Source organism: Psychroflexus montanilacus, assembly GCF_020164535.1.
GTDB lineage: Bacteria > Bacteroidota > Bacteroidia > Flavobacteriales > Flavobacteriaceae > Psychroflexus > Psychroflexus montanilacus.
The window spans coordinates 755,434-779,099 of record NZ_JAIQZC010000001.1; the positions used below are offsets into that span (position 1 = coordinate 755,434).

A 23,666-nucleotide genomic window follows, 5' to 3' on the forward strand; every position below is an offset into this window, starting at 1 on the left:
ATATGAAACTTGCTATTTCTCTACTTCTATTTAGTTTAATAACAACTCCCCAAGGCTATAATGACAAGCGAATTGTGGTTATAGCGGCATCAAAAAAATCTTCTGATGTTGAAAATCAAATCAAAATCTTACAGAAAAATTCTTTAGAACTGGAAAAAAGAAGGATGGCTGTATTCACACTAATAGATGGTGAATTGGAGCCTATCATTAATTCCAGCGATAAGAGTGAGAAATTTGTAAGGAAAAATAAAGCCAGCTTTACGGCCACTTCGAACCCTAAGATTTACTTGATAGGACTTGATAAAAATGTAAAACAAACTTTTTCTGATTTCGTAGAACCTCAGCATATTTTTGAAATTGTAGACAGTATGCCAATGCGCCAGGCTGAAATGAGAAGAAATTAAGCCTTCAAATACCCATTAATGTTATTCAAAATCCGTGTTTTGATGGAAATAACATCAGCTTTTTGAAAGCTTTTTCCTGTGATTTTTTCGTAAAGCTCTATATATCTTTCACTTATAGAATTAACAACCTCAGGAGTTAATTCTGGAATTTTTTGTCCTTCTTTACCCTGAAATCCGTTTTCCATCAACCACTCTCTTACAAATTCCTTAGAAAGCTGTTTTTGTTTTTCTCCTTTAGCTTGTCTTTCCTCATAGCCTTCCTTATAAAAGTAACGTGATGAATCTGGAGTATGAATTTCGTCTATCACTACAATATTACCGTCTGGTGTTTTGCCGAATTCATATTTAGTATCTACTAAAAGTAAGCCTCTTTCATGGGCAAGTTCAGTTCCTCTTTGAAATAATTTCAAGGCATAATCTTCAAGAATCGCATAATCTGTTTCGCTTACAATTCCTTGATGGAGAATTTCTTCTTTAGAAATATCTTGATCATGTTCACCCTGCTCTGCCTTAGTCGTAGGAGTAATCATAGGTGCATCAAACTTGTCATTCAGTTTTAATCCTTCCTTGAATTCCACTCCGCATAATTCACGTTTCCCAGCAAAATATTCTCTGGCTGCATGGCCAACCAAATAGTTTCTTACGACCATTTCGACCTTAAAAGGCTCGCAGTTCACCCCAACACTTACATTAGGATCTGGGGTAGCTTCCAGCCAATTCGGCACAATATCTTCTGTTGCTTTCAACATTTCAGAAGCAATTTCATTCAGAATTTGTCCCTTGTAAGGAATTCCCTGTGGTAAAACCACATCAAAAGCACTTAATCTATCGGTGGCAACAATCACCAGTTTATTATCAGAAAGAGTATAGACCTCTCTGACTTTACCTTTATAATAATTGACCTGATTGGGTAACTGAAATTGAGTTGACAAAAGCGTAGCACTCATAATTTAATCTTGATTTTCTATAGCTTTATAAGCTGAAATTACTTTTTTAACGAGTCGGTGGCGAATCACATCTTTATCATCCAGGTAAATCATCCCAATTCCTTTGATATCCTTAAGAACCAGAAGGGCTTCTTTAAGTCCAGATATTGCGCGCTTTGGCAAATCTACCTGACCTGGATCTCCAGTAATCATAAATTTGGCATTTTTACCCATCCTGGTGAGGAACATCTTCATTTGTGGATGTGTTGTGTTTTGTGCTTCATCCAAAATCACAAAGGCATTATCAAGGGTTCTACCTCTCATAAATGCCAAAGGCGCGATTTGAATCGTTCCTTTTTCGATATAGCTTTCCAATTTTTCTGGAGCAATCATATCCCTCAATGCATCATAGAGCGGCTGCATGTAAGGATCTAGTTTTTCTCTCAAGTCCCCGGGAAGAAACCCAAGGTTTTCTCCAGCTTCTACGGCAGGACGAGTCAATATAATTCTTCTTACTTGTTTATTTTTTAGCGCCTGCACAGCCAGAGCAACTCCAGTATAAGTTTTACCAGTACCTGCAGGACCTATGGCAAACACCATATCATTGGTATTCATTAGTTCTACCAATTTGCGCTGGTTGGCAGTTTGTGCTTTGATAAGCCTTCCTCCTACACCATGAACCAAAACATCTCCTGAAGAAATTGGTGCATCATAATCAGCTTTGGACTGGCTTGTAAGAATTCGTTCTATGGCATTTTCATCTAAGGCATTGAATTTTGAAAAATGATCCATAAGCATTTGAAAACGCTGCTCAAATTCCTCAAGACGTTCATCATCACCAAAAACTTTTATTTTATTCCCTCTCGCTACAAGTTTGAGTTGCGGATAGTATTTTTTAATGAGTTCAATGTTAACATTGTGATGTCCAAAAAATTCTCTGGGATTTATTTCGGAGAGTTCTAAAATAAGTTCATTCAAAAGCGGTGATTTTTGGTTAAAAATAATAAATTCGCATAGCAAATTTACGCATTTTTTTGACGAAAATGAGCTTCCAATTATTAACTGTCTATTAAATGCCTATCATCACTCTTACTACAGATTTTGGACTTAAAGATCACTCCGTTGCTGCGGTGAAAGGAGCCTTGTTTAGCGAGTTGCAACAGGTTCAAATTGTAGATATTTCTCACGACATCTCCCCCTTCAATTATACTGAAGCTGCCTATATTATAAAGAATGCTTATCATAATTTCCCAAAGGATTCCATCCACATCATTGGAGTAGACTCTGAGTTAACTCCAGAAAATAAACACTTAGCCATCTATCTGGATGGTCACTATTTTATTTGTGCAGATAATGGCATTTTATCTTTAATCGCTTCTGAAATTAGGCCAGATAAAATTGTTGAAATCAACATTCATGACAAATTTGAAAGGAAGTCTAAAATTCTAGATGTATTTATCAGCGTAGCGGCTCACATTTGCAGAGGCGGCGACCTGGATGTGATAGGGAAATCTATTTCTGCTATGAATGAGCTCACTCACGTCCAACCGATTGTAAATCAACAGGAAGACCAAATCATAGGACATATTATCTATATCGATAACTTTGGAAATGTTGTCTCAAACATCAGCAAAAAACTCTATAAGTCTGTAGCTAAAGGTCGAGAAGTTCTCATTTCAGCGAGGTCTACTAAATTTAAAAATGTGTATTCCAATTATTCTGAAGCCATTAATTTTAATGTCCCCAGAGAAAACAGAGAAATGGAAGGAAAAAAAATTGCGCTCTTTAATTCATCAGATTTTTTGGAACTTGCCATTTATAAAAGTAATCCGTTAAGCGTAGGGTGTGCATCAAGTTTATTTGGAATAAAATACCTGGACACTCTTACCGTTAAATTTCTGTAGAATGTTGATAAGGATAGTAAAAATGCAATTTGAACCGGAAGCTGTAGAAGGTTTTCAGAATCTATTTAAAATGAACAAGGAGAAAATTCGTCATTTTGAAGGTTGCCAACGTTTAGAATTATATCAGGACCAAAATAATGCCTGTATATTTTTCACTTACAGTTATTGGGAATCTGAATCTCACCTGAACTCCTACAGACATTCAGCTTTATTTGCTGAAGTCTGGAAAGCTACCAAAGCAGGTTTTGCCCAAAAAGCTGAAGCCTGGAGTCTGGACAAACTCGTAGAATTAGATTGATATGCTAGCAATTTTCAGTAAAGAATTCAACAGTTTTTTTTCAAGCGCCATTGGCTTTATAGTGGTTGGACTTTTTTTGATTTCTATTGGAAGTTTGATTTGGATCATTCCAGGACCTTTCAATATTTTCGATTTGGGATATGCCAATCTGATTCCCTTTTTTGAAGCATTGCCTTGGGTTTTTGCTTTATTAATTCCTGCCATTTGCATGCGAAGCTTTTCTGAGGAAAAAAAACAAGGCACTATGGAATTGCTACTAACGAAACCCTTGAGCCTGGATCAATTGATTGTCGGTAAATTTTTAGGCTGCCTTTGTTTAAGCATCATAGCCATTCTGCCAACCTTATTTTATATGGTTGGGTTGTCTTCGCTCACAGCAAATGAGGTGACTGTAGATTACGGTGTTATTTTCAGTTCTTATCTTGGTTTAGTTTTGCTAATGTCCTGCTTCACTTCCATTGGCATATTTGCTTCATCCCTGAGTAACAACCAGATTGTAGCTTTCATTTCTGGAACTGTGATCAGTTTATTTTTATATTTTGGGTTTGATGGACTTAGCTCGATTTCTCTTGGAGATTCTCAACTATATGCGCTGGATTACCTTGGAATGAATTATCACTTCAGAAGTATTTCCAGGGGGATTTTAGATACAAGAAACCTGATTTATCTGTTGAGCATCACTTTTATCTTCCTGGCATTTACTCGATTTCAACTTAAATCGCTTTCAGAATGAAAACAAAAACGCTGAAGAACATCGCCGGGGTTTTAGTGATTTTTATCTTGATAAATGTCCTGGCTTCTCAATTTTTTGCACGCTTAGATTTCACTTCTGATGGCAAGTACACTTTATCAAAATCGACGCTGGATTTAATTGAAACAATTGAAAAGCCAATACTGGTCCAGGTGTATTTGAGTGGAGATTTACCTTCAGAATTCAAACGGCTTCAGACAGAGACACGTTATATGCTTGAAGAGCTCCAGGCCTACAATTCCAATATCAAATTTGAATTTGTGGATGCTTTGGATAGCGATCGAGATGCGATGGAAGTTGCCAATCAATTTTATGAGAAAGATATGCCTCCGGAGTCACTCAACATTAGAGAAAATGGAAAACTGACAGAACGAGTTATATTTCCATGGGCTGTTGCCACTTATCAAAACAAAGACGCTTCTGTGCAGCTGCTTCAGAAAACCTTGTCGCAAAGTAACTCTGAGCTCATTCAAAAATCAATTGAAAACCTGGAGTATGCTTTTGTGGACGCCATTACAAAATTGAGCCGGGAACGAACCAAAAAAATTGCCATTTTAAAAGGGCAAGGAGAGCTGGAAGACAAGTATTTATCTGATTTTCTCACAACTCTGAAAGAATATTATCTCATTGCTCCATTCACATTAGATTCTGTAAACAAAAATCCACAGAGAACGGTTGATTTACTCAAAACTTATGATCTCATCATCGATGCAAAGCCGACTGAAGCTTTTAGTGAAGAAAAAAATTATGCGATAGATCAATACCTGATGAATGGCGGAAAAGCCATCTGGCTAACAGAACACGTAAATGCAGAAAAAGATTCGCTATACAAGGCTTCAAAATCCACTTTAGCTTTTCCAAGAGATTTAAATTTATACAATTTGTTTTTCAAATACGGCATCAGAATCAATCCACAATTGGTGAATGACCTTTACTCTGCGCCAATTGTTCTGGCTTCTGGAAGTGGTAACTCAACTCAATTATCTCGCTTCCCCTGGTTTTATGATCCGTTAGGAAATATTGGCCAAAAACATCCCATAACAAGTAATCTCAATCAAGTAAAATTTGAGTTTGCAAACCCTATAGACACCCTAAAGTCGGATTTGAAGAAAACCATCTTGCTCGAAAGTTCAGAATTATCTAGAAAGGTGGGTGTTCCTTCTGAAATTAACCTTAGCCAGATTACAGAAGAGCCGGATCCAAGACAATATACTTCAGGAAGATTTCCAATGGCAGTTTTGGTAGAAGGTCAATTTAGTTCGGCTTTTCAAGACAAACTAAAGCCGTTTCAGCTCTCTAACCCTTTAGAAAAAAGCTCAGAAACTCAGCAAGTTTTCATTTCTGATGGAGACGTGATCAAAAATCAGCTTCAGTCAGGAAAACCTCTCGAACTTGGTTTTGACAGGTATACAGGTCAAACCTACGGTAATAAAACCTTTTTGCTAAACACGGTTAATTACCTCTTGGGAGACAAAGATCTTGTAAAAACAAGAAGTAAATCTATAGAACTGGATGAAATGAATCTTGAACAATTGGAAGAAGAAAAATTGACCTGGCAAATTTTCAATTTAGCAGCTCCTCTCCTATCGATTTTAATTTTTGGAGCCTTATTTTTCTATATTAGAAAGAAAAAATACAGCACATATTAACGCTTAAATTTATCTTTATTTCTATGTACAATAAGATAAATCAAAGGTAGAATTCCTAGTGAATTTACAAGGGCCAAAAAGATAAACCAGGCGATTTGTTTACGTCTTGCAGATTGCCACAAGGTGATGAGTTTTAAAATGGCATCTATAACCACAAAAAACAAGACAATGCCTATAAGCAAAGCATAATCTTCATAAAAGGACTGAAAGTCGGTTGTAGAATTATTCATAATATCAAAATTTGAGCACACAATTTAAAATAAAATCTAAAAGAAAATCAAAAGGAATTAAGAAAATGAATTTGCAAACCCATTAAAATTATAAATTTGTTGCTATGACTATAAATTGCAGAGGACATTTACTGGATTTCTCTACCCCTAAAGTGATGGGTGTACTCAATTTGACCCCAGATTCATTTTATGACGGTGGCAAATTCAAGAATGAAAAAGAAGCGCTTCTGCAAGTTGAAAAGAACATTCAGGATGGAATGGATATTCTGGACATCGGTTCATATAGCTCGAGACCGGGTGCAGATGACATAAGTGAGGCAGAGGAACTGAATCGACAAAGTTCAGTGTTACAAAGCATCACTAAAGAATTTCCCGAGGTTATTATATCGATAGATACCTTTAGAAGTAAAGTCGCCAAAGAAAGTTTGGATCTTGGTGCACATATCATCAATGATATTTCGGCAGGGAAAATTGATCCTGGAATGCTGGACCTCATCGCCGAATACCAAGTGCCCTACATCATGATGCACATGCGAGGAACGCCACAAACCATGAAGCAACTTACTGATTATGATAACCTGGTAAAGGATGTGATGTTTTATTTTTCTGAAAGAATCACTGAAGCCAGAAGTAAAGGCATCAATGATTTGCTTGTAGATCCTGGGTTTGGGTTTGCAAAAACCATTGAACAGAACTTTGAATTATTAAATCATCTCAAAGTTTTTCAACATTTAGAATTACCCATTCTTACTGGAGTCTCTAGAAAATCTATGATTTACAAAACTCTGAATATTACATCTCAAAAAGCCTTAAATGGCACTACAGCGCTCAACATGGCAGCTCTGATGAATGGAAGCTCTATCTTGCGAGTTCATGATGTTCTGGAAGCCAAACAATGCGTTACATTGTTCCAAAAACTGATAGAAAATTAACCTATGGTAGGATTAGAATTTTTAGAGTTTAGATTTTTAGATATCCTCGATATTCTACTCGTAGCTGTGCTTTTATATTATATATACAAACTTGTAAAAGGTTCTGCTGCTATCAATATTTTTATAGGTATTGTTATCATTTATTTGATCTGGAAGCTAACTCAATTACTTCAAATGGAGATGCTTAGCAGTGTTCTTGGAGAATTTATTGGTGTGGGAATGTTTGCTTTGATCGTTGTATTTCAGCAGGAAATCAGAAAATTTTTACTCATGATTGGTTCCACAAACTTTAGTGGAAAAAATAACTGGTTACAGCTCAAATTCTCCAATCGTGAAAATAAAACCCAAAATTATGTAGACATCATTGTAGATGCCTGTCAAAAACTGGGCACGACCAAAACCGGAGCTTTGATCGTTATAAAAAGAAATACTAAACTGGATTTTGTGAAAAATACGGGAGACAGTATGGACATAAAGGTAAATCGACCTATCATAGAATCGATTTTTTACAAAAACAGTACACTTCACGATGGTGCTATTGTAATAGAAGACGGAAGAATTACCGCCACCCGTGTGATTTTACCTGTGAGTAACGACAGAGACATCCCTCTTAGGTTTGGACTCAGACACCGGGCTGCAGTAGGAATAAGTGAAAAAACCGATGCGGTAGCTTTGGTGGTTAGCGAAGAAACTGGACAGATTTCTTACTTAAAAAATGGTGAGTTTAATATTTTTGATGATCTTGAAAAGCTAACTGAACAAATAAAAGAAGACTTAAGCTAGCCAACTTCTTCATGCTGAAACTGGGCTTCGTATAGATTTCTGTAATATCCATTCTCTTGTTTAAGCAATTCCGAATGAGTTCCTGTTTCCACTATTTTACCGAGATCCATCACAATGATTTTATCGGCGTTTTTAATAGTTGCCAATCGGTGCGCAATCACAATTGAAGTTCTGTCTTTGGTCAATTTTTCTGTTGCCTCCTGGATAAGTTGTTCGCTATAACTATCTACCGAAGAAGTTGCTTCATCCAATACTAAAACACTTGGATTGGAAACATAAGCTCTTAAAAAAGCAATTAACTGTCGCTGACCCGAAGACAACATGACTCCTCTCTCTTTAACATTGTAATGGTAAGAATTGGGCAAGGTTGAAATAAATTCATGCACACCAATTTCTTTGGCTGCAGCGATAACTTGCTCTTCAGTAACCCCTTCTTTATTGAGCGTGATATTATTCAAAATACTATCTGCAAAAAGAAAGACATCTTGCAATACCACAGCAATTTGAGCGCGTAAAGAAGCGAGTTCATAATTCTTCAAATCTTCACCATCAACTTTGATGACTCCAGATTTTATTTCATAAAAACGGCTCAGCAAATTGATAACTGTACTTTTCCCTGCACCAGTTGCTCCTACTATCGCAATGGTCTCGCCTGGCTGCACTTCAAAAGAAATACCTTTGAGAATCTCTTCATCCGGGATGTAGTTAAACCTCACATCTTCAAAGCTGATGTGCCCTTTAAGTCGACTAGGTACAATACTTCCGGAATTTTCAATTTGAGCATCGGTGTCCAAAATTCTAAACACTCGATTGGCAGCTACCATTCCCATCTGTAAGGCATTGAATTTATCTGCAATTTGTCGCAACGGGCGGAAAAGCATCTGGGACAATTCAATAAACATCACAATGATCCCAAGGGAAAGTTCGCCTGACTCTACTACTCGTAAACCACCGAACCAGACAATTAAACCAATGGTTATAGACGTAGACATTTCAGCAATAGGAAAGAAAATGGCGTTATACCAAACTGTTTTTATCCAGCCTTTTCTGTGTTTTCTATTAATATCTTTGAAGCGGTTGTATTCCTCTTTTTCTCTATTGAAAATCTGAACGATTTTCATCCCTGTAATGTGTTCCTGTACATAAGAATTCAAATTTGAAACCTGTGTACGCACTTCTTCAAAAGCGATTTTCATCTTTTTCTGAAATACACGGGTGGCATAAATAATAAAAGGTAAGACGGTTAGCACCAATAAAGTTAACTGCCAGCTCTGCCAAAACATAAAGCCAAGAACTACAACCATCTTGAGCAAGTCGCTTATGATCATGAATAAGCCCTGACTAAAAATACTGGCAATGGTTTCTATATCACTCACAGCTCTTGTGACAAGTCTTCCTACAGATGAATTGTCAAAATATTGCTTTTTGAAATTCATCATGTGCTTGTAAAGCTTCACACGAATGTCGCGAATCACTTCCTGACCAAGCCAGTTCGCATAAAATATAAAACTAAACTGAAAAATGACTTCAGAAATAAGAACAATCAGCATTGAACTTACATAAAACACTAAGCTTTCTGCATCGCTATTGGTTATGCCTTCATCGATGGTTAGTCTTAATAAATAAGGTCTCAACACACCAAGTCCCGACAACGCAATAGCAGCAAAACCTACAAAATAAAAGGTTTTTTTATAGGGATCTGTGTACTTTAAAAGTCGCTTAAAAAGTTTAGTATCAAAGGCGTTTCCGCTGTTATTTTCCATTATTTGATGTATCGAAGTCAGTTTTTGGATACTCTATATCCTTTAGCACCAAAGCATGAGCTGGAACCGATTTTCCTGCCCTCGATCTATCCTGAGCTAAAATGATATCATTGAAATCATTTACGGAAATCTTTTGAAGCCCTACTTCAATAAGGGTTCCTACAATCGCTCTCACCATATTTCTTAAAAACCGATTGGCTGAAATTTCGAAAACAAGCAAGTGACCTCTTTGGTGCCAGATCGCTTTTTTTATTTCGCAGTCAAATGTATAAACATCAGTTTTAACTTTAGAAAAAGATTTGAAATTTTTATGATTAAATAAGAGGTTAGAAGCCTTTTGCATCGCTTCCACATCCAATTCATTGATTATAAAATAACTTCTGCCTAGAGAAAAAGGATCTTTGAACTGTACTATTGAATACTCATAAGTCCTCGATATGGCATCAAAGCGAGCATGAAAATTATCTTTTACTTGTTTTACTTCATGAACAGCTATGTCTTTTGGCAAGATACTATTCAGTTTGAAAATCAGTTTTTTAAAGTCTATAATCTTTTGCCCACTATCAAAGTGAGCTATATAACCAGAAGCATGAACCCCAGTATCCGTTCTCCCTGCTCCAACTACATCTATGCTTTCCTGCAAAGCAGTTTCTAGCGCATGATTGATTTGGGATTGTACACTTATTTTATCGAGCTGCTTCTGCCAACCATGATAATTTGTCCCTAAGTAAGAAAGTTTGAGGTAATATCTCACAGTTAGCTTTTTTGGATAGGCAAATATAGCAATAGAGAATAGACCCAAACCTAAAGCTTTATTTATATTGCCTCAAAAAAGAATAATGGCTAAAACTATTTTGCTCTTAAGTGATACTCATGGTTATATAGACGATAGAATATTGGACTGGTCTTCTAAAGTAGATGAAGTTTGGCATGCTGGGGATATTGGTGATCAAAAAATATCCGACCAGTTGCAAGCCATAAAACCACTTAGAGCAGTCTACGGAAATATAGATGGACATGAGCTAAGAAGTGAATTTCCACTGAATCAGCGTTTTGTCCTGGAAGGCGTTGACGTTTGGATGACTCATATAGGCGGCTATCCCAACAGGTATAGCCGAGAAGTAAAAGATGAAATCAAAGAAAACCCGCCAAAACTCTTTATAAGCGGACATTCTCATATATTGAAGGTGATGAATGATAAACAACTGGGCTTACTACACATGAATCCAGGTGCTGTAGGTATTCATGGATTTCACCAAAAAAGAACCATGCTGAAATTTGTACTCGACCAAGGACAAATTAAAAACCTGGAAGTTATTGACTTTGGAGCAAGAGGAAAAAGAGTTTCTTCTTAGCACATTTAGATTTGAAAGTTCGACTTAGAAAGGACAATAGAGAATAGAGAATAGAGAATAGAGAATAGAGAAAAATTCAGTATTCGTTATTTATACACCAGATTTAAATTCTAAAATTGACATGTCTTTCATTCTCGACTAGATTCAAACTAACATTAATTTAAAATTAGCTGAATTAAGTCATTCTGGAAAGCTTCAGATGAACTTAATACATCATTTCATCAAAGGCCATCAAGCTTCCTTTCCCTAGGATCCCATCTTATAAGTTAACTTGAAAGTTTTAAGCTTATTTTCTAAAAAATTGAAAGCTAACTAAAGCAAATTCAGAATAAAAATAAAAAAGCATACCTATTAAACACAAAAAACCCCGAGTGGCTGCTCGGGGTTTTTCTGCACTAACATTACTAAGATTTCAGGTTTATCGCAATCGATCCACAGATTTTACAAGATCTTCGTCCTTCTTGATAGCCTTGTTGGCCAGAGCAATAAAAACGATAGAAATTATTGGAAGAAGCATCCCAATACCCTTCTCTGAGATATCCATCTCTCCAGGTAAACTTAGCGTCCAATATGCGAAAACACCTACTAAAACAAAGTTCAATATGATATTAATTCGTCCTAGAACGAATTGACGTTTTCTTTTTTTGAATGAAAATAAAGTGATGAACGAAATCAAAACTGATAACGAAAACAAAGATATAGCTACTGGTTGAGATAAAGCGTAGATTTCTATATTTTCTGACGTCACCCACAAAGGCAGATAAAAACTTAGCACTCCGTTGAGCAGAATTGCCATGAGTAAATAAAGGCTTTGTATTCTTTGTATCATGTCTCGATAATTGAACAGCAAAAATAATAGAATATTTAAGAATTCATATTTATAAATAAAATAAAGTTGTATAATTGCAATGTCTGCGGACAACTGCTTTCCTAAGCGGTTACAAATCATCAATTTAAATTCGAATCTCCCTCGAAACTATTTAATTTCAAAAAATATCAATGTTAGAAATTATTGAACTAAAGTCTAGAAAACTTTCAGACTTACAAGAAATTGCAAAAGAATTAAAAGTTCCAAAATTTAGAAGTCTTAAAAAGCTAGACCTCATCTACCAAATTCTGGACTATCAAGCTGCTAATCCTGAAAAGATGAAAGAGATTTTGAGTAAGGAAAAGGAAACTCAAGCATCTAAAGCTAATACACCCAACTCTGATTCATCTAAAGAGGAAAAAAAGTCTGAACCAACTCAGAAAAGAGATACACAACAAGACAATCAGGCTTCAAAAAAACCAAGAAAGAGAGTTCAAAAAGGAGAACCTAAAAAGGCTCCAAAAAACCCTTTTGAAGCTAGCGATAAATCTAAACAGGAAGAGAAAAAGCCTCAACAAACTGACAAGAACCAACCAAGAGAAAACTCACCGGCAAATTCTTCTCAAAAATCAACTCAGGCTCCAAAAGCTGCTCAGGCTCCAAAGCCAAATCAGGATAAGAAGCCTGTACCACAAAATAAGGAAGCTAAAGAAAAAAAGGTTCCTCAACATAACCACCCCAATAAGGATAATTCACAAAAAAACTCTCCTTCGTCAAAACCACAGCATCCAAAACAGCAACAATCCAAATCCAGGAATGATAACAAGTCTAACGACAAAAATGGAAATAAGGATAGCCGCAATAAGTACAAAGACCCGGATTTCGAATTTGACTCTATCATAGAAAGTGAAGGTGTTTTGGATTTAATGCAGGATGGCTATGGATTCCTAAGGTCTTCTGACTATAATTACTTATCCTCTCCAGATGATATTTATTTGTCACAATCTCAAATTCGTTTATTCGGTTTAAAAACTGGTGATACGGTTCTTGGTGAAGTAAGACCTCCAAAGGAAGGTGAAAAGTATTTTCCTTTAATTAAGATCAAAAAAATAAACGGTCTGGATCCTAAAATCGTAAGAGACCGTGTATCTTTTGAACATTTAACGCCGCTTTTCCCGCAGGAGAAATTCAAATTGGCCGAAAAGCAAAGCACACTTTCTACACGTATCATCGATTTGTTCTCACCTATCGGAAAAGGACAACGTGGGATGATCGTTTCTCAGCCAAAAACTGGTAAAACGATGCTACTTAAGGATATTGCCAATGCGATAGCAGCCAACCATCCTGAGGTCTACCAAATCGTCCTATTAATTGATGAGCGCCCCGAGGAAGTCACCGATATGCAACGCAATGTAAGGGGTGAGGTGGTTGCCTCTACCTTCGACAAAGAAGCTCATGAGCACGTTCGAGTGGCGAATCTTGTCATCGAAAAAGCAAAACGCCTTGTAGAATGTGGCCATGATGTCGTGATCTTACTAGATTCTATTACGCGTCTAGCCAGAGCCTACAACACAGTACAACCTTCTAGCGGAAAAGTATTGAGTGGTGGTGTAGATGCAAATGCGCTTCATAAACCAAAACGTTTCTTTGGTGCTGCCCGTAATATTGAAAATGGTGGTTCACTATCCATAATTGCCACAGCCTTAACCGATACAGGGTCTAAAATGGATGAAGTCATCTTTGAAGAATTCAAAGGAACTGGAAACATGGAGCTACAGCTAGATAGAAAAATCGCCAACCGACGTATTTTCCCTGCGATTGATCTTACTTCATCAAGCACGCGAAGAGACGATTTGCTGTTGGGCGATGATCAAATTCAGAAAATGTGGATCATGAGAAAATACCTAGCCGATATGAATCCTGTGGAAGCGATAGAATTCCTCAATCAAAGAATCAAAGACACTAAATCTAACGAAGAGTTCTTGATGTCGATGAATGGATAACATTCTACTAATAGTTATATCAAAATCCCCATTAGAAAGTTTTAATGGGGATTTTTTATTTTGGAGATATTTTAGTGATGTGAATTGTTTTAAAAGACTCAATGTTTCATCGAGCGCAGTCGAGACGTTATAAAACCAAATGAGTTTTGTTTGTATTAGCTTAATTAAAAACTCTTAATTAGAAATGTATCAGCTTCAGATTATTCAGTTAGAGTTTTATAGTCTGACTCATCAAGAATATTCACATTAATAATTTTTTCAGCTTTATAAAGTAAATTCTTAGAGTCTGTAGACAAGTTTTGTAGATGTACTTTCTTTCCAACTTTGTGATAGCGCTCAGTAATTTTATTAAGGGCTTCAATCGCAGACATATCTACTACTCTACTTTCATAAAAATCGATGATGATTTCATCTGGATCATTAAGGACATCAAATTTTTCTGCAAAAACTGTTGTTGAACCAAAAAATAAAGGACCGAAAATTTGATAATGCTTTACACCATTGTCGTCAATTTTCTTCCTTGCTCGTATTCTAATGGCATTATCCCAGGCAAAAACTAAAGCTGCTATAATAACTCCCACCAACACAGCTAAAGCTAAATTATGAAGGACAACGGTAACAAGCATAACTAAAACCATCACCAAAATATCAGATTTTGGCATACGTCTTAATGTCTTCAAACTCGCCCATTCAAAAGTTCCAATCGCCACCATAATCATAAGACCCGTAAGTGCTGCCATTGGCAATTGTTCAATTACACTTGCACCAAACATGATAAAAGCCAGCAGGGCTACAGCTGCTATGATTCCAGAAAGTCTGGCTCTGGCTCCATTAGAAATGTTGATCAAACTTTGACCAAGCATGGCGCAACCACCCATTCCTGAGAAAAACCCAGATAAGATGTTTGCACTTCCCTGAGCAATTGCTTCACGATTTCCGTTACCTCTGGTTTCAGTGATTTCATCCACAATATTGAGGGTGAGTAAACTTTCAATAAGTCCTACTCCTGCAATAATTGCTGAATAAGGCAAAATCAAAATTAATGTTTCTAGAGTAAATGGAATTTCTGGAATGTGAAAAGGAGGAAATCCTCCACTTATGGAAGCTAAATCACCAACTGTGTTGGTAGATATACCACCAAAATAAACAATTCCAAAAACCACAAGAATAGCGACTAAAGAGGCTGGAATTGCTCGGGTCAATTTAGGTAACAGCCAAATGATAAGCATAGTTAAAATGACCAATGCAAGGATAATAAATAAGTTACTTCCTGTGAGCCAGGCTCCGGAAGCATCCTTAAATTGATCTAACTGGGACATAAATATAATAATGGCAAGACCATTAACAAATCCAAATATCACGGGATGTGGTACCAATCGCATCAATTTACCGAGTTTTAAAGTACCAGCAAGCGCTTGAATAATTCCCGCCAGTATAACGGTTGCAAAAATATATTCCACACCATGACTACTTGCTAAAGAGACCAATACTACAGCTACAGCCCCTGTAGCTCCGGAAATCATTCCGGGACGACCACCAAAAATAGAAGTTACCAAAGCCATTACAAAAGAGGCATATAATCCTGTAAGTGGCGATAAGCCAGCGATTAAAGAAAAGGCGACAGATTCTGGAATTAGCGCTAAAGCGACGGTTAATCCAGACAAGACTTCGATTTTATAATCTACTTTTTGTTTAAAATCGAATAAATTAATTAACTTTTTCATCTGTTTGTTTAAAATTTGATATTCTCTGTTTTGAATTACAGTGAGAAAAGACGAATACTAAATCCTGCTATAAACTAACGGTAATTGACTTTTGTAAAAAGAATGCAAATGTAGAGGTTAAGAGTAAAGTAGCAGAAGGTTATTCTAATTTTTTTAAACAACTATGAATAAGTTTTAAAATATTGATTATTAGATGCTTAACTTCTATTATTTTGATTTAAAGGACTTATGATCTCAATATCCTGAAATTGGATGGCGGCTTTAACGATTGAGTTGATTGACTCTTGCAGAGCTTTTATGATATGTGATTTAAGCTCGTTTTTGTGATGTACCAGACTTATTTCTCTCGAGGGATAAGGTTTTTTAAAGAATTTGACATTCTTTTGCTTGCCTTCTTTCAGGTCTAAAGTATGAAGATATGGGAGTAGAGTCATGCCTAAACCCTCATCAGATAATTTAATCAGAGTTTCAAAACTTCCACTTTCCAGATAGAAACGCCTTTGATCTGGTAGGTTTTGGACACTCTTGCAAAGATTCAAAATGTTATCCTTGAAGCAATGCCCGTCTTCCAGCAATAGAACTTCGTCCACATCAAGATCTTCTGCGACTATGTCTTTGGAGTTAAATAAGCGGTGTTGCTCTGGAATATAGGCCATGAATGGCTCGTAATAAAGTGGTTTTTCTTTAATTTTTTCATTGCCGAGTGGAGTTGCAGCGATACCAGCATCTAGATGACCATCAATCAATTTTTCTATAATGACCTCTGTGTGAACTTCTTCAATTTTTAAATTGATTTTGGGATATTTTTTTACAAAATTGTTTAAAAACATCGGCAATAAGGTTGGCATTACCGTTGGTATAATTCCAAGCTTAAATTCTCCGCCTACAAAGCCTTTTTGCTGATCTACAATGTCTTGAATTCTTACACTTTCATTGACGATATTTTTTGCCTGCTCAATAATTTTTTCTCCAACTGGTGTAAGTTTAATGGGCTTTTTGGTTCTGTCAAAAATTTTCACATTCAATTCTTCTTCAAGCTTTTGTACTTGCATGCTTAATGTAGGCTGAGTAACAAATACTTTTTCTGATGCCTTGGTGAAATTTTTATATTCTGCTACAGCAAGTACATAGGTGAGTTGAGTGATCGTCATGTTGAAATTTTTTATAAAAATACAATAGTATTAGAGAATCGTATAAAGCTATAAGTTGTAATTATGATTTATTGATGAAAATATTAATAAGGATCTACATTTACAATCACTTTGATGGTTCGAAACTGAGCTATAGATTTAAATTTATCAATTCCTGCTTTCACATAGGATTTGGTCTTTGCAAGTGATTGTTCCTGAGGAATTTTAATCAGGATATTTTTATGATACTCGTTTCTGATTCTGGATACCGCAGGAAATTCAGGGCCTAACACGTTGGTCGTGAAAATTTGTCTGTAGTAAAGTGCCAACCAGTCTGAAGCTTCATTCAATTTATTTAAGTCTCTAGATTTAAAAGTAATCTTGATCATTCTAAATAGCGGCGGATATTTAAAATGTCTGCGGTCATCTAGTTGCTCTTTAAACATTTCTGTATAACTATTGGTCGTTACTTGCTGTAAAATCCTGTGGTAAGGATTGTAAGTTTGTATCAAAACCTGACCTTGTTCCTGGGTTCGGCCTGCCCTACCTGCTACTTGCACTAAGAGTTGAAAACTTCTTTCATGAGCTCTAAAATCGGGAAAATTGAGTAAGCTATCCGCATTCATCACACCCACAAGTTTCACATGTCTAAAGTCTAAGCCTTTAGTTAGCATTTGTGTACCTACCAAAATATCAATTTCACTGTTTTCAAAAGCAGAAATGATCTTCTCATAAGCGTATTTTCCACGAGTGGTATCCAGGTCCATCCGTTTGATGACTTTATCTTCAAATAAAGCATTGAGTTCTGTTTCAATTTGTTCGGTTCCAAAGCCTTTTGTAGTCACATCTTTAGAACCACAAGCCATACATTTGGTCTGCATAGCGATATGATATCCGCAGTAATGACACCTAAGTGTGTTGTTATGTTTATGATAGGTGAGACTCACATCACAATTTGGACATTGCGGTGCATGACCGCAGGTATTACATTCCAAAATTGGCGAGTATCCTCTTCGGTTTTGAAATAGAATGACTTGCTGACCTTCCTTCAAGGTTTCCTCGATCGCCTTTATTAGGATTTCTGAAAAATGACCCGTCATCTTTTGTTTTCTCTGCTGATCTTTGAGATCGACTAACTCAACTTTAGGAGGAACTACATTTCCAAACCTTCTGGTGAGTTGAGCAAAAGCATACTTATCTTGCTTTACATTGTAATAGCTTTCAAGACTAGGAGTTGCTGTTCCTAGAAGCGTTTTTGCTTTAAATAAAGAAGCTAAAACTATAGCAGTATCCCTGGCATGGTAGCGTGGTGCTGGATCAAATTGTTTAAAGCTGCTTTCATGAGATTCATCTACAACAACGAGACCTAAATCTTGAAAGGGCAGAAATATAGAAGACCTCGCTCCTATCACAATTTTACCTTTAGTGGCATTCAAAATATGCCTGTAAACTTCCACCCTTTCGTTAACTGAATACTTGCTGTGATATACTAAAACTTCGTCACCAAAATAATCTTGCAAACGCTGAATAAGCTGTGTGGTTAAAGCAATTTCAGGAAGTAAATAAAGCACCTGCTTTCCTTGCTGAATGATCTTTTCAATTAATTTAATATAGACTTCAGTTTTGCCTGAAGACGTTACCCCTTGAAGTAAACACACCGGATGCATTTTCAATCCATTTTCAATTTCTTCTAAAGCGTGGGTTTGATATTCATTTAGATTTATCTTTTGAGAAGACGACTCCCCGTCATATTGAATCCTATCCTTTTTTATGTAATATTCTTCAAAAATTGACTTTTCTATCAAGGATTTGATCACAGCATCAGATACGCTGGCTTCTTCTTTGAGAACTTTTACAGAAATTGGTTTTTGGGTTTGAGCCTTAAGACTGAATAATTTCAAAAGTGCTTGTTTTTGCTTTTTTGCACGATCCAGGCTTTCTAAGAGTGCTGTCAATTCAGTTTCAGTATTAAAATGGTCAGTAAGTTTTACATACTTCTGAAGTTTTGGCTTGTACTGTTTATTCAATTCCTGATTGATAAGAATAAGGCCCTTTTCTGCCATCGCATTTATGACAGGAAAAATTGTTTTTTTATCCAGGATGAGGATAATTTCACTGATTTTGAGTAAACTCTGCTTTTGGAGTGCCTGTAGAATTAGGTATTCGCTATCGGTTAAACCGCTCTCATCATCGATACCAGCTAGGTCAAAATCTGGGTGAGGCTCTATTACAGTTTCACTTTCTATTAAAAGCGCGCTTGGCAGAGCAGACCTGAGAATATCTCCTTCAGTGCAGAGGTAATAGTCTGCTATCCACTTCCATAATTTGAGTTGCTGACCTGTAACCGTTGGTGTTTCGTCCAGTACTTCTTCTACGGGCTTAGCCTCGTAACGCAATGGAGGATTTTGGTGGATGTGGGCGACAATACTTGTATAAACCTTACGCTTACCAAAAGGCACTGCTACCCTCATCCCTACTTCTAGATGACTGTACTCTTCATCTGTAACAGAATAGGTAAATCTTTGTTCTAAAGGAAGAGGAACGATGACATCAATGAAGAAAGGCATTAGACAATGATTATACGTTAATCTTCAACTCTTTTCCACTCTTGTGTTCTGTAAAAAAGAGAAACATACCCTCTTACCATCAGGATATTTGGGTCCTCATCATTCAACCAAATTTTTGCGTCGTAAGTTTTACCGTTTTCAGGATCGGTTATTCTTCCATCTGTATATTCCTCACCGTCTTTAGAAAGACTTTCTAAAATCACCATGCCTTCAATCTTCTGGTCTTTTTGTTCTCCTTCACATTTTGAACAACGCCTATCTCGCTCGTCTTCTTTCAGTATTTTCTTTACTTTTCCAAAGACCTGATCATCTTCTTTATAGATTTCGACAATTGACTTTTCAACTCCGCTATCGTCATCTACTGTTTTCCAGTCACCAAAAATATCTTGTGCTAATATCAAGTTGACGCTAAGCAGACTAATACTTAATAAAATAATCTTCATGGTATTATATATTTAGCATTCCTTTCATCAAATCCTTGTCGGCAGGCTTATCACAGAACCATATTCCAAAAAGAGCCTTTTTAAAATCTAATCCTTCAATAGTGCCAAGTTCTTTATTATTTTTGAAGACTACTACACCTTCAGAAGGGGAATAGGTGATATCAAAGACATCATCTTCTGAAATTTCATTTGAGAAAAAGGATTTGAATTTATCGATTTTTGCTCTGTGAGGTTCCATATGTCCATCGGTAGAATTTTCAAAACCGTCTTCTACAGCTGAACTCATCTTTCCACTGGAAATAAGTCCAGACACGATATGAATCTTTAAAGCCATAGGTGCATTAGAATTTATGACTTCTTGTGCGTTTTCGGTTTCATGATCTGTATAAAGACCTCCGACATATAGGTCCATCCAGAATTTTTCTCTCACTCCTGCTCCATTCAAATCTAGACTAGTCTCACCAACCTCAAACGTATCAGGAAGTTCAATTCCAGAAACTTCAATTTGGCTAAATGATAAACTCGTAGCGAATAAAAAAATTATGGAAAAAAAGGTAAATTTCATAGGGCTATTTTTTTGATTTTTGTTTTAGGTTATAAAGTGATCCATTCAACTCAAAACCTAGTAAAAGTATATTTGAATTCAACCAAATATATAACATGAGAATTAAGAGAGCCCCAATAGAACCATAAAGTTTGTTGTATGCACTAAAATTTTCTACATAGATAGAAAACAAGTAAGTAGTTAAAATAATGAGTAATGTCGTGAAAAATGAGCCTGGTGAAAAAAATCTAGTTTTACGACCTTCTTTGGTTCCGAAATAATACAAAGTAGAAATACCTAGTATAAGCACGAGTATCAATATAGCAAAACGACCGTACTTGGCTAGTAAAAGCGAATCTCCTACTACACCGATACTTTTGAACTGATCTATAATGAAAGTAAAGTACACTGTAGCTATCACAGCTATCAGCAGTAGAATAGCCACAATAATTGCAACCCCTACGGCTACCATGTATTGTCTAATAATTGTCCTATTAATTTTGGTATGGTAGGAAAATTCAAAGCCTGTGAAAATTGCATTTACACCGTTGGACATTAAAAAAACAGATAGCAAAAACACAAACGAAAGCAATCCTGCTCTGGGATTGTTGGCAATATCATAAAAAATATCCTGAAACAATCCAGAAGTTTGAGGCGGTAATAAATCTTCCAGATAATTGAGCAATTCTTGCTGAAAATTATCAATAAACCAAACAAATGGAATCAGATTCAGAACAAAAAGTAAGAAGGGGAAAATCGCCATAAAAAAGCTAAATGCAATAGAGCCGGCTCGTGTAGAGAATGTACCTTTTAGAATGCCTACAGTATACAAACTTAATAAATCATAAAGCGTAAAGCCTTCAAAACCTGGCAATTTCAATTGGTTAAACCAATAAGCAATTCGGCTAATTACTGGGATTTTCTTGAGTGTATCGCTTATTTCGGCGGCCATAATTAAACAGCTTTTAGGCTAAGATCTAAGTTATGAACCGAGTGAATGAGTGACCCGCTTGAAATAAAGTCTACCCCACATTCTGCATAACCTTTAGCATTTTCCAGCGTAATACCACCGCTGGATTCTGAGTAACACCTCCCATTTATAAGATTGACAGCTGCTTTTGTATCTTGGTAACTAAAATTGTCCAAGAGAATTCTATAAACACCATCATTTTCCAAAATTTCTTCTACTTCTGAAAGTGATCTTGCTTCCACTACTATTCTAAGATCCAAATTTTGTTCTGCCAGATAACTAATGGTTTTCTGTATTGCTTTTGAAATCCCTCCCGCAAAATCTATGTGATTATCTTTCAACATAACCATATCGTACAGAGCGAACCTGTGGTTGGTTCCACCTCCAATTTTGACTGCCATTTTTTCTGGGGCCCGGAACCCTGGCGTAGTTTTTCGGGTATCCAGAATTTGAGTATTAAAGCCTTTCAAAAGATTTGAAAACTTACTCGTCTTTGTTGCAATAGCACTCATTCGCTGCATGGCATTAAGAACCAAACGTTCTGCTTTAAGTATAGATTGACTTGAGCCGGAAACATAAAAGGCAACATCTCCCGGATTCATTGTATCTCCATCTTTCATTAACACTTCTACTTCCAAAGCGGGATCTACAAACTTAAAAACCTCTTTTGCAAATTCGATACCTGCAAGAACCCCTTGATCTTTTACAAGTAATTTGGCTTTGCCTTTTGCATCCTTTGGAATACAAGCTAAACTAGAATGATCTCCATCGCCAACATCTTCTCTTATAGCATTTTGAATAATGATTTGGATTTCTTCTGCCAATTGCTTTTCACTAATCATCTGGTTATCTATTTTTGTCTCAAACAAAGTTAAACTTTTTATACAGATGACCATCACCTTAGTGCTTGTAGGTAAAACAGACAACCGGCATCTTGAAGCCCTCATCAATGATTATAAAAAGCGTTTATCGTTTTTTGTAAAATTTGAAACCATGCTAATTCCAGATCTTAAGAAAAGAAAAAACATGGAAATAGAATTACAGAAAGAAAAAGAAGGTGAGCTTATTTTAAGTAAAATCTCTCCTTCAGATTTTGTTGTTCTTCTTGATGAGACAGGTCTTGAATACAGCTCGACAAAAATGGCAAGCTGGTTGCAGAAGCGTATGAATACTGGACTAAAAAATCTTGTTTTCGTTATTGGGGGACCTTATGGATTTTCTCCAAAAGTCTATGCCAGAGGAAATCAAAAACTAGCTTTATCCAAAATGACATTTTCACATCAAATGATTCGCTTGTTTTTTACAGAGCAGCTCTACAGAGCTTTTACAATTTTGAAAAACCTACCCTACCATCACGAATAAAAAAAGCTGACACACCTTGGATGAGCCAGCTTCTCCCTTAATTAGACATTGTTGACTATAATATCAACATTGCATCTCCATAGGAGTAAAATTTATATTTTTCCTTTATAGCTTCTTTATAAGCTTTTTCCATCAAGTCATGACCTGCAAAAGCAGATATCATCATTAATAAAGTAGATTTTGGCATGTGGAAATTGGTAATCATACAATTGGCAATGCTAAAATCGTGCGGAGGAAAAATAAATTTATTGGTCCACCCAGTATACTCATTAAGTCGTTGGTTGGAACTTACAGCACTTTCCAAAGTTCTCATAACTGTTGTACCTACTGCACAGATTTTTCTTTTATCAGATTTAGCATTGTTGATGATGCTTGTCGCTTTGCTATCAATTCTTATTTCTTCACTATCCATCTTGTGCTTAGACAAATCTTCCACCTCGACTGGATTGAAAGTTCCCAATCCAATGTGCAAAGTCACTTCTGCAAAGTCAATACCTTTGATTTCAAGACGCTTCAATAGATGCTTTGAAAAATGAAGACCAGCAGTAGGAGCTGCGACGGCTCCTTCTTCTTTGGCATAAATGGTTTGGTAACGCTCAGCGTCTTCTGGCACTACATCGCGCTTGATATATTTTGGAAGTGGTGTTTGACCAAGTTCAGTCAATTTATTTCTAAAATCCTGGTAAGATCCATCATATAGGAAGCGCAATGTTCTACCTCGGTTGGTAGTGTTGTCAATCACTTCTGCAACAAGGCTTTCATCTTCACCAAAGTAAAGTTTATTCCCGATTCTAATTTTTCTGGCTGGATCTACAAGTACGTCCCAAAGTCTGGTTTCTGGATTGAGCTCTCTTAACAGAAAAACTTCAATTTTGGCACCTGTTTTTTCTTTGTTTCCATAAAGTCTAGCTGGGAAAACTTTGGTATTATTGAACACCATGACGTCTTTTTCTTCAAAATAGTCAATAACATCTTTAAACATTTTGTGCTCAATAGAACCATCCTTACGATTTACTACCATCAACTTGGCCTCATCTCGGTGTTCCGAAGGAAATTCTGCCAATAGTTCTTCTGGTAAAGTAAATTCGAATTGTGAAAGTTTCATTCCCATAGTCTAGTA

At 36.3% G+C, this 23,666-nt stretch carries 24 protein-coding genes; 10 read left to right on the forward strand and 14 right to left on the reverse strand.

Going from position 1 to position 23,666, the window contains the following annotated elements:
- Positions 1 to 2 precede the first annotated feature (2 nt).
- Positions 3 to 404, forward strand: coding sequence for a DUF4174 domain-containing protein (locus tag LB454_RS03515; protein ID WP_224463185.1), 402 nt, complete (start codon positions 3 to 5; stop codon positions 402 to 404).
- Here LB454_RS03515 and LB454_RS03520 read toward each other — a convergent pair.
- Together LB454_RS03520 and LB454_RS03525 are read right to left on the reverse strand one after the other, a co-directional pair.
- Positions 401 to 1,351, reverse strand: a complete 951-nt coding sequence (locus tag LB454_RS03520) for a phosphoribosylaminoimidazolesuccinocarboxamide synthase (protein ID WP_224463188.1) — start codon at positions 1,349 to 1,351, stop codon at positions 401 to 403. The genes LB454_RS03515 and LB454_RS03520 overlap by 4 nt on opposite strands.
- A 3-nt stretch (positions 1,352 to 1,354) precedes the next feature.
- Positions 1,355 to 2,308 carry a PhoH family protein gene (locus LB454_RS03525; RefSeq protein WP_224463190.1) on the reverse strand — a complete coding sequence of 318 codons (954 nt, stop codon included), beginning with the start codon at positions 2,306 to 2,308 and terminating at the stop codon, positions 1,355 to 1,357.
- Positions 2,309 to 2,403: 95 nt separating this feature from the next.
- On the opposite strand from LB454_RS03525, the gene LB454_RS03530 reads away from it, so the two are divergent.
- Genes LB454_RS03530 through gldG form a run of 4 tightly spaced genes read left to right on the forward strand, consistent with a single transcriptional unit; the run spans position 2,404 to position 5,932 of the window.
- On the forward strand, positions 2,404 to 3,234 hold the full coding sequence (locus tag LB454_RS03530) for an SAM hydrolase/SAM-dependent halogenase family protein (RefSeq protein WP_224463192.1): 831 nt from the start codon (positions 2,404 to 2,406) through the stop codon (positions 3,232 to 3,234).
- A 1-nt stretch (position 3,235) separates the two neighbouring features.
- The gene (locus LB454_RS03535; protein ID WP_224463195.1) at positions 3,236 to 3,532 is read left to right on the forward strand and encodes a putative quinol monooxygenase; all 297 of its coding nucleotides are present in this window, start codon (positions 3,236 to 3,238) and stop codon (positions 3,530 to 3,532) included.
- Between the two features lies 1 nt (position 3,533).
- Positions 3,534 to 4,265, forward strand: coding sequence for a gliding motility-associated ABC transporter permease subunit GldF (gene gldF / locus LB454_RS03540; RefSeq protein WP_224463197.1), 732 nt, complete (start codon positions 3,534 to 3,536; stop codon positions 4,263 to 4,265).
- Positions 4,262 to 5,932, forward strand: coding sequence for a gliding motility-associated ABC transporter substrate-binding protein GldG (gldG, locus tag LB454_RS03545; RefSeq protein ID WP_224463199.1), 1,671 nt, complete (start codon positions 4,262 to 4,264; stop codon positions 5,930 to 5,932). The genes gldF and gldG overlap by 4 nt, the downstream gene beginning before the upstream one ends.
- Here gldG and LB454_RS03550 read toward each other — a convergent pair.
- Positions 5,929 to 6,162, reverse strand: a complete 234-nt coding sequence (locus LB454_RS03550; RefSeq protein WP_224463201.1) for a DUF5652 family protein — start codon at positions 6,160 to 6,162, stop codon at positions 5,929 to 5,931. The genes gldG and LB454_RS03550 overlap by 4 nt on opposite strands.
- A 104-nt stretch (positions 6,163 to 6,266) precedes the next feature.
- On the opposite strand from LB454_RS03550, the gene folP reads away from it, so the two are divergent.
- Complete coding sequence (folP, locus tag LB454_RS03555) at positions 6,267 to 7,094, forward strand: dihydropteroate synthase (RefSeq protein WP_224463203.1); 828 nt, start codon at positions 6,267 to 6,269, stop codon at positions 7,092 to 7,094.
- A gap of 3 nt (positions 7,095 to 7,097) precedes the next feature.
- On the forward strand, positions 7,098 to 7,877 hold the full coding sequence (cdaA, locus tag LB454_RS03560; protein ID WP_224463205.1) for a diadenylate cyclase CdaA: 780 nt from the start codon (positions 7,098 to 7,100) through the stop codon (positions 7,875 to 7,877).
- Here the strand turns inward: cdaA and LB454_RS03565 are convergent.
- A complete protein-coding gene (locus LB454_RS03565; RefSeq protein WP_224463207.1) occupies positions 7,874 to 9,640 on the reverse strand; it encodes an ABC transporter ATP-binding protein in 1,767 nt (588 codons plus the stop codon). The two genes, cdaA and LB454_RS03565, sit on opposite strands and share 4 nt — an antisense overlap.
- Complete coding sequence (gene truA / locus LB454_RS03570; protein WP_224463209.1) at positions 9,630 to 10,394, reverse strand: tRNA pseudouridine(38-40) synthase TruA; 765 nt, start codon at positions 10,392 to 10,394, stop codon at positions 9,630 to 9,632. Before truA ends, LB454_RS03565 begins: the two co-directional genes overlap by 11 nt.
- An 85-nt stretch (positions 10,395 to 10,479) precedes the next feature.
- Here truA and LB454_RS03575 point away from each other — a divergent pair, with 85 nt between their 5' ends.
- Entirely contained in the window at positions 10,480 to 10,995 is a 516-nt protein-coding gene (locus tag LB454_RS03575) for a metallophosphoesterase family protein (RefSeq protein WP_224463211.1), read from the forward strand.
- A 418-nt stretch (positions 10,996 to 11,413) separates the two neighbouring features.
- Here the strand turns inward: LB454_RS03575 and LB454_RS03580 are convergent, their stop codons facing one another.
- A complete protein-coding gene (locus tag LB454_RS03580; protein WP_224463214.1) occupies positions 11,414 to 11,824 on the reverse strand; it encodes a DUF4293 domain-containing protein in 411 nt (136 codons plus the stop codon).
- Positions 11,825 to 11,994: 170 nt separating this feature from the next.
- On the opposite strand from LB454_RS03580, the gene rho reads away from it, so the two are divergent.
- Positions 11,995 to 13,806 carry a transcription termination factor Rho gene (rho, locus tag LB454_RS03585; protein WP_224463216.1) on the forward strand — a complete coding sequence of 604 codons (1,812 nt, stop codon included), beginning with the start codon at positions 11,995 to 11,997 and terminating at the stop codon, positions 13,804 to 13,806.
- A 200-nt stretch (positions 13,807 to 14,006) separates the two neighbouring features.
- Here rho and LB454_RS03590 read toward each other — a convergent pair whose 3' ends face one another.
- From LB454_RS03590 to nadC, 7 genes are all read right to left on the reverse strand, one after another.
- Positions 14,007 to 15,530: a SulP family inorganic anion transporter gene (locus LB454_RS03590; RefSeq protein WP_224463218.1), complete on the reverse strand. Its 1,524-nt coding sequence runs from the start codon at positions 15,528 to 15,530 to the stop codon at positions 14,007 to 14,009.
- A 197-nt stretch (positions 15,531 to 15,727) separates the two neighbouring features.
- On the reverse strand, positions 15,728 to 16,681 hold the full coding sequence (locus LB454_RS03595) for a hydrogen peroxide-inducible genes activator (protein ID WP_224463220.1): 954 nt from the start codon (positions 16,679 to 16,681) through the stop codon (positions 15,728 to 15,730).
- An 83-nt stretch (positions 16,682 to 16,764) separates the two neighbouring features.
- A complete protein-coding gene (gene priA / locus LB454_RS03600) occupies positions 16,765 to 19,227 on the reverse strand; it encodes a replication restart helicase PriA (protein WP_224463221.1) in 2,463 nt (820 codons plus the stop codon).
- A gap of 17 nt (positions 19,228 to 19,244) precedes the next feature.
- Positions 19,245 to 19,670, reverse strand: a complete 426-nt coding sequence (locus tag LB454_RS03605) for a DUF2147 domain-containing protein (RefSeq protein WP_224463222.1) — start codon at positions 19,668 to 19,670, stop codon at positions 19,245 to 19,247.
- 4 nt (positions 19,671 to 19,674) lie between these two features.
- Positions 19,675 to 20,235 (reverse strand): chalcone isomerase family protein, encoded by a 561-nt coding sequence (locus tag LB454_RS03610; RefSeq protein ID WP_224463223.1) that lies wholly within the window; start codon positions 20,233 to 20,235, stop codon positions 19,675 to 19,677.
- Between the two features lie 4 nt (positions 20,236 to 20,239).
- Complete coding sequence (locus LB454_RS03615; RefSeq protein WP_224463224.1) at positions 20,240 to 21,166, reverse strand: YihY/virulence factor BrkB family protein; 927 nt, start codon at positions 21,164 to 21,166, stop codon at positions 20,240 to 20,242.
- A gap of 2 nt (positions 21,167 to 21,168) precedes the next feature.
- A complete protein-coding gene (gene nadC / locus LB454_RS03620) occupies positions 21,169 to 22,026 on the reverse strand; it encodes a carboxylating nicotinate-nucleotide diphosphorylase (RefSeq protein WP_224463866.1) in 858 nt (285 codons plus the stop codon).
- A 46-nt stretch (positions 22,027 to 22,072) separates the two neighbouring features.
- Between nadC and rlmH the strand changes: the two genes are divergently transcribed.
- Positions 22,073 to 22,546, forward strand: a complete 474-nt coding sequence (gene rlmH, locus LB454_RS03625) for a 23S rRNA (pseudouridine(1915)-N(3))-methyltransferase RlmH (RefSeq protein ID WP_224463225.1) — start codon at positions 22,073 to 22,075, stop codon at positions 22,544 to 22,546.
- A 55-nt stretch (positions 22,547 to 22,601) separates the two neighbouring features.
- Here rlmH and queA read toward each other — a convergent pair whose 3' ends face one another.
- Positions 22,602 to 23,651, reverse strand: a complete 1,050-nt coding sequence (queA, locus tag LB454_RS03630; RefSeq protein WP_224463226.1) for a tRNA preQ1(34) S-adenosylmethionine ribosyltransferase-isomerase QueA — start codon at positions 23,649 to 23,651, stop codon at positions 22,602 to 22,604.
- Positions 23,652 to 23,666: the final 15 nt, after the last annotated feature.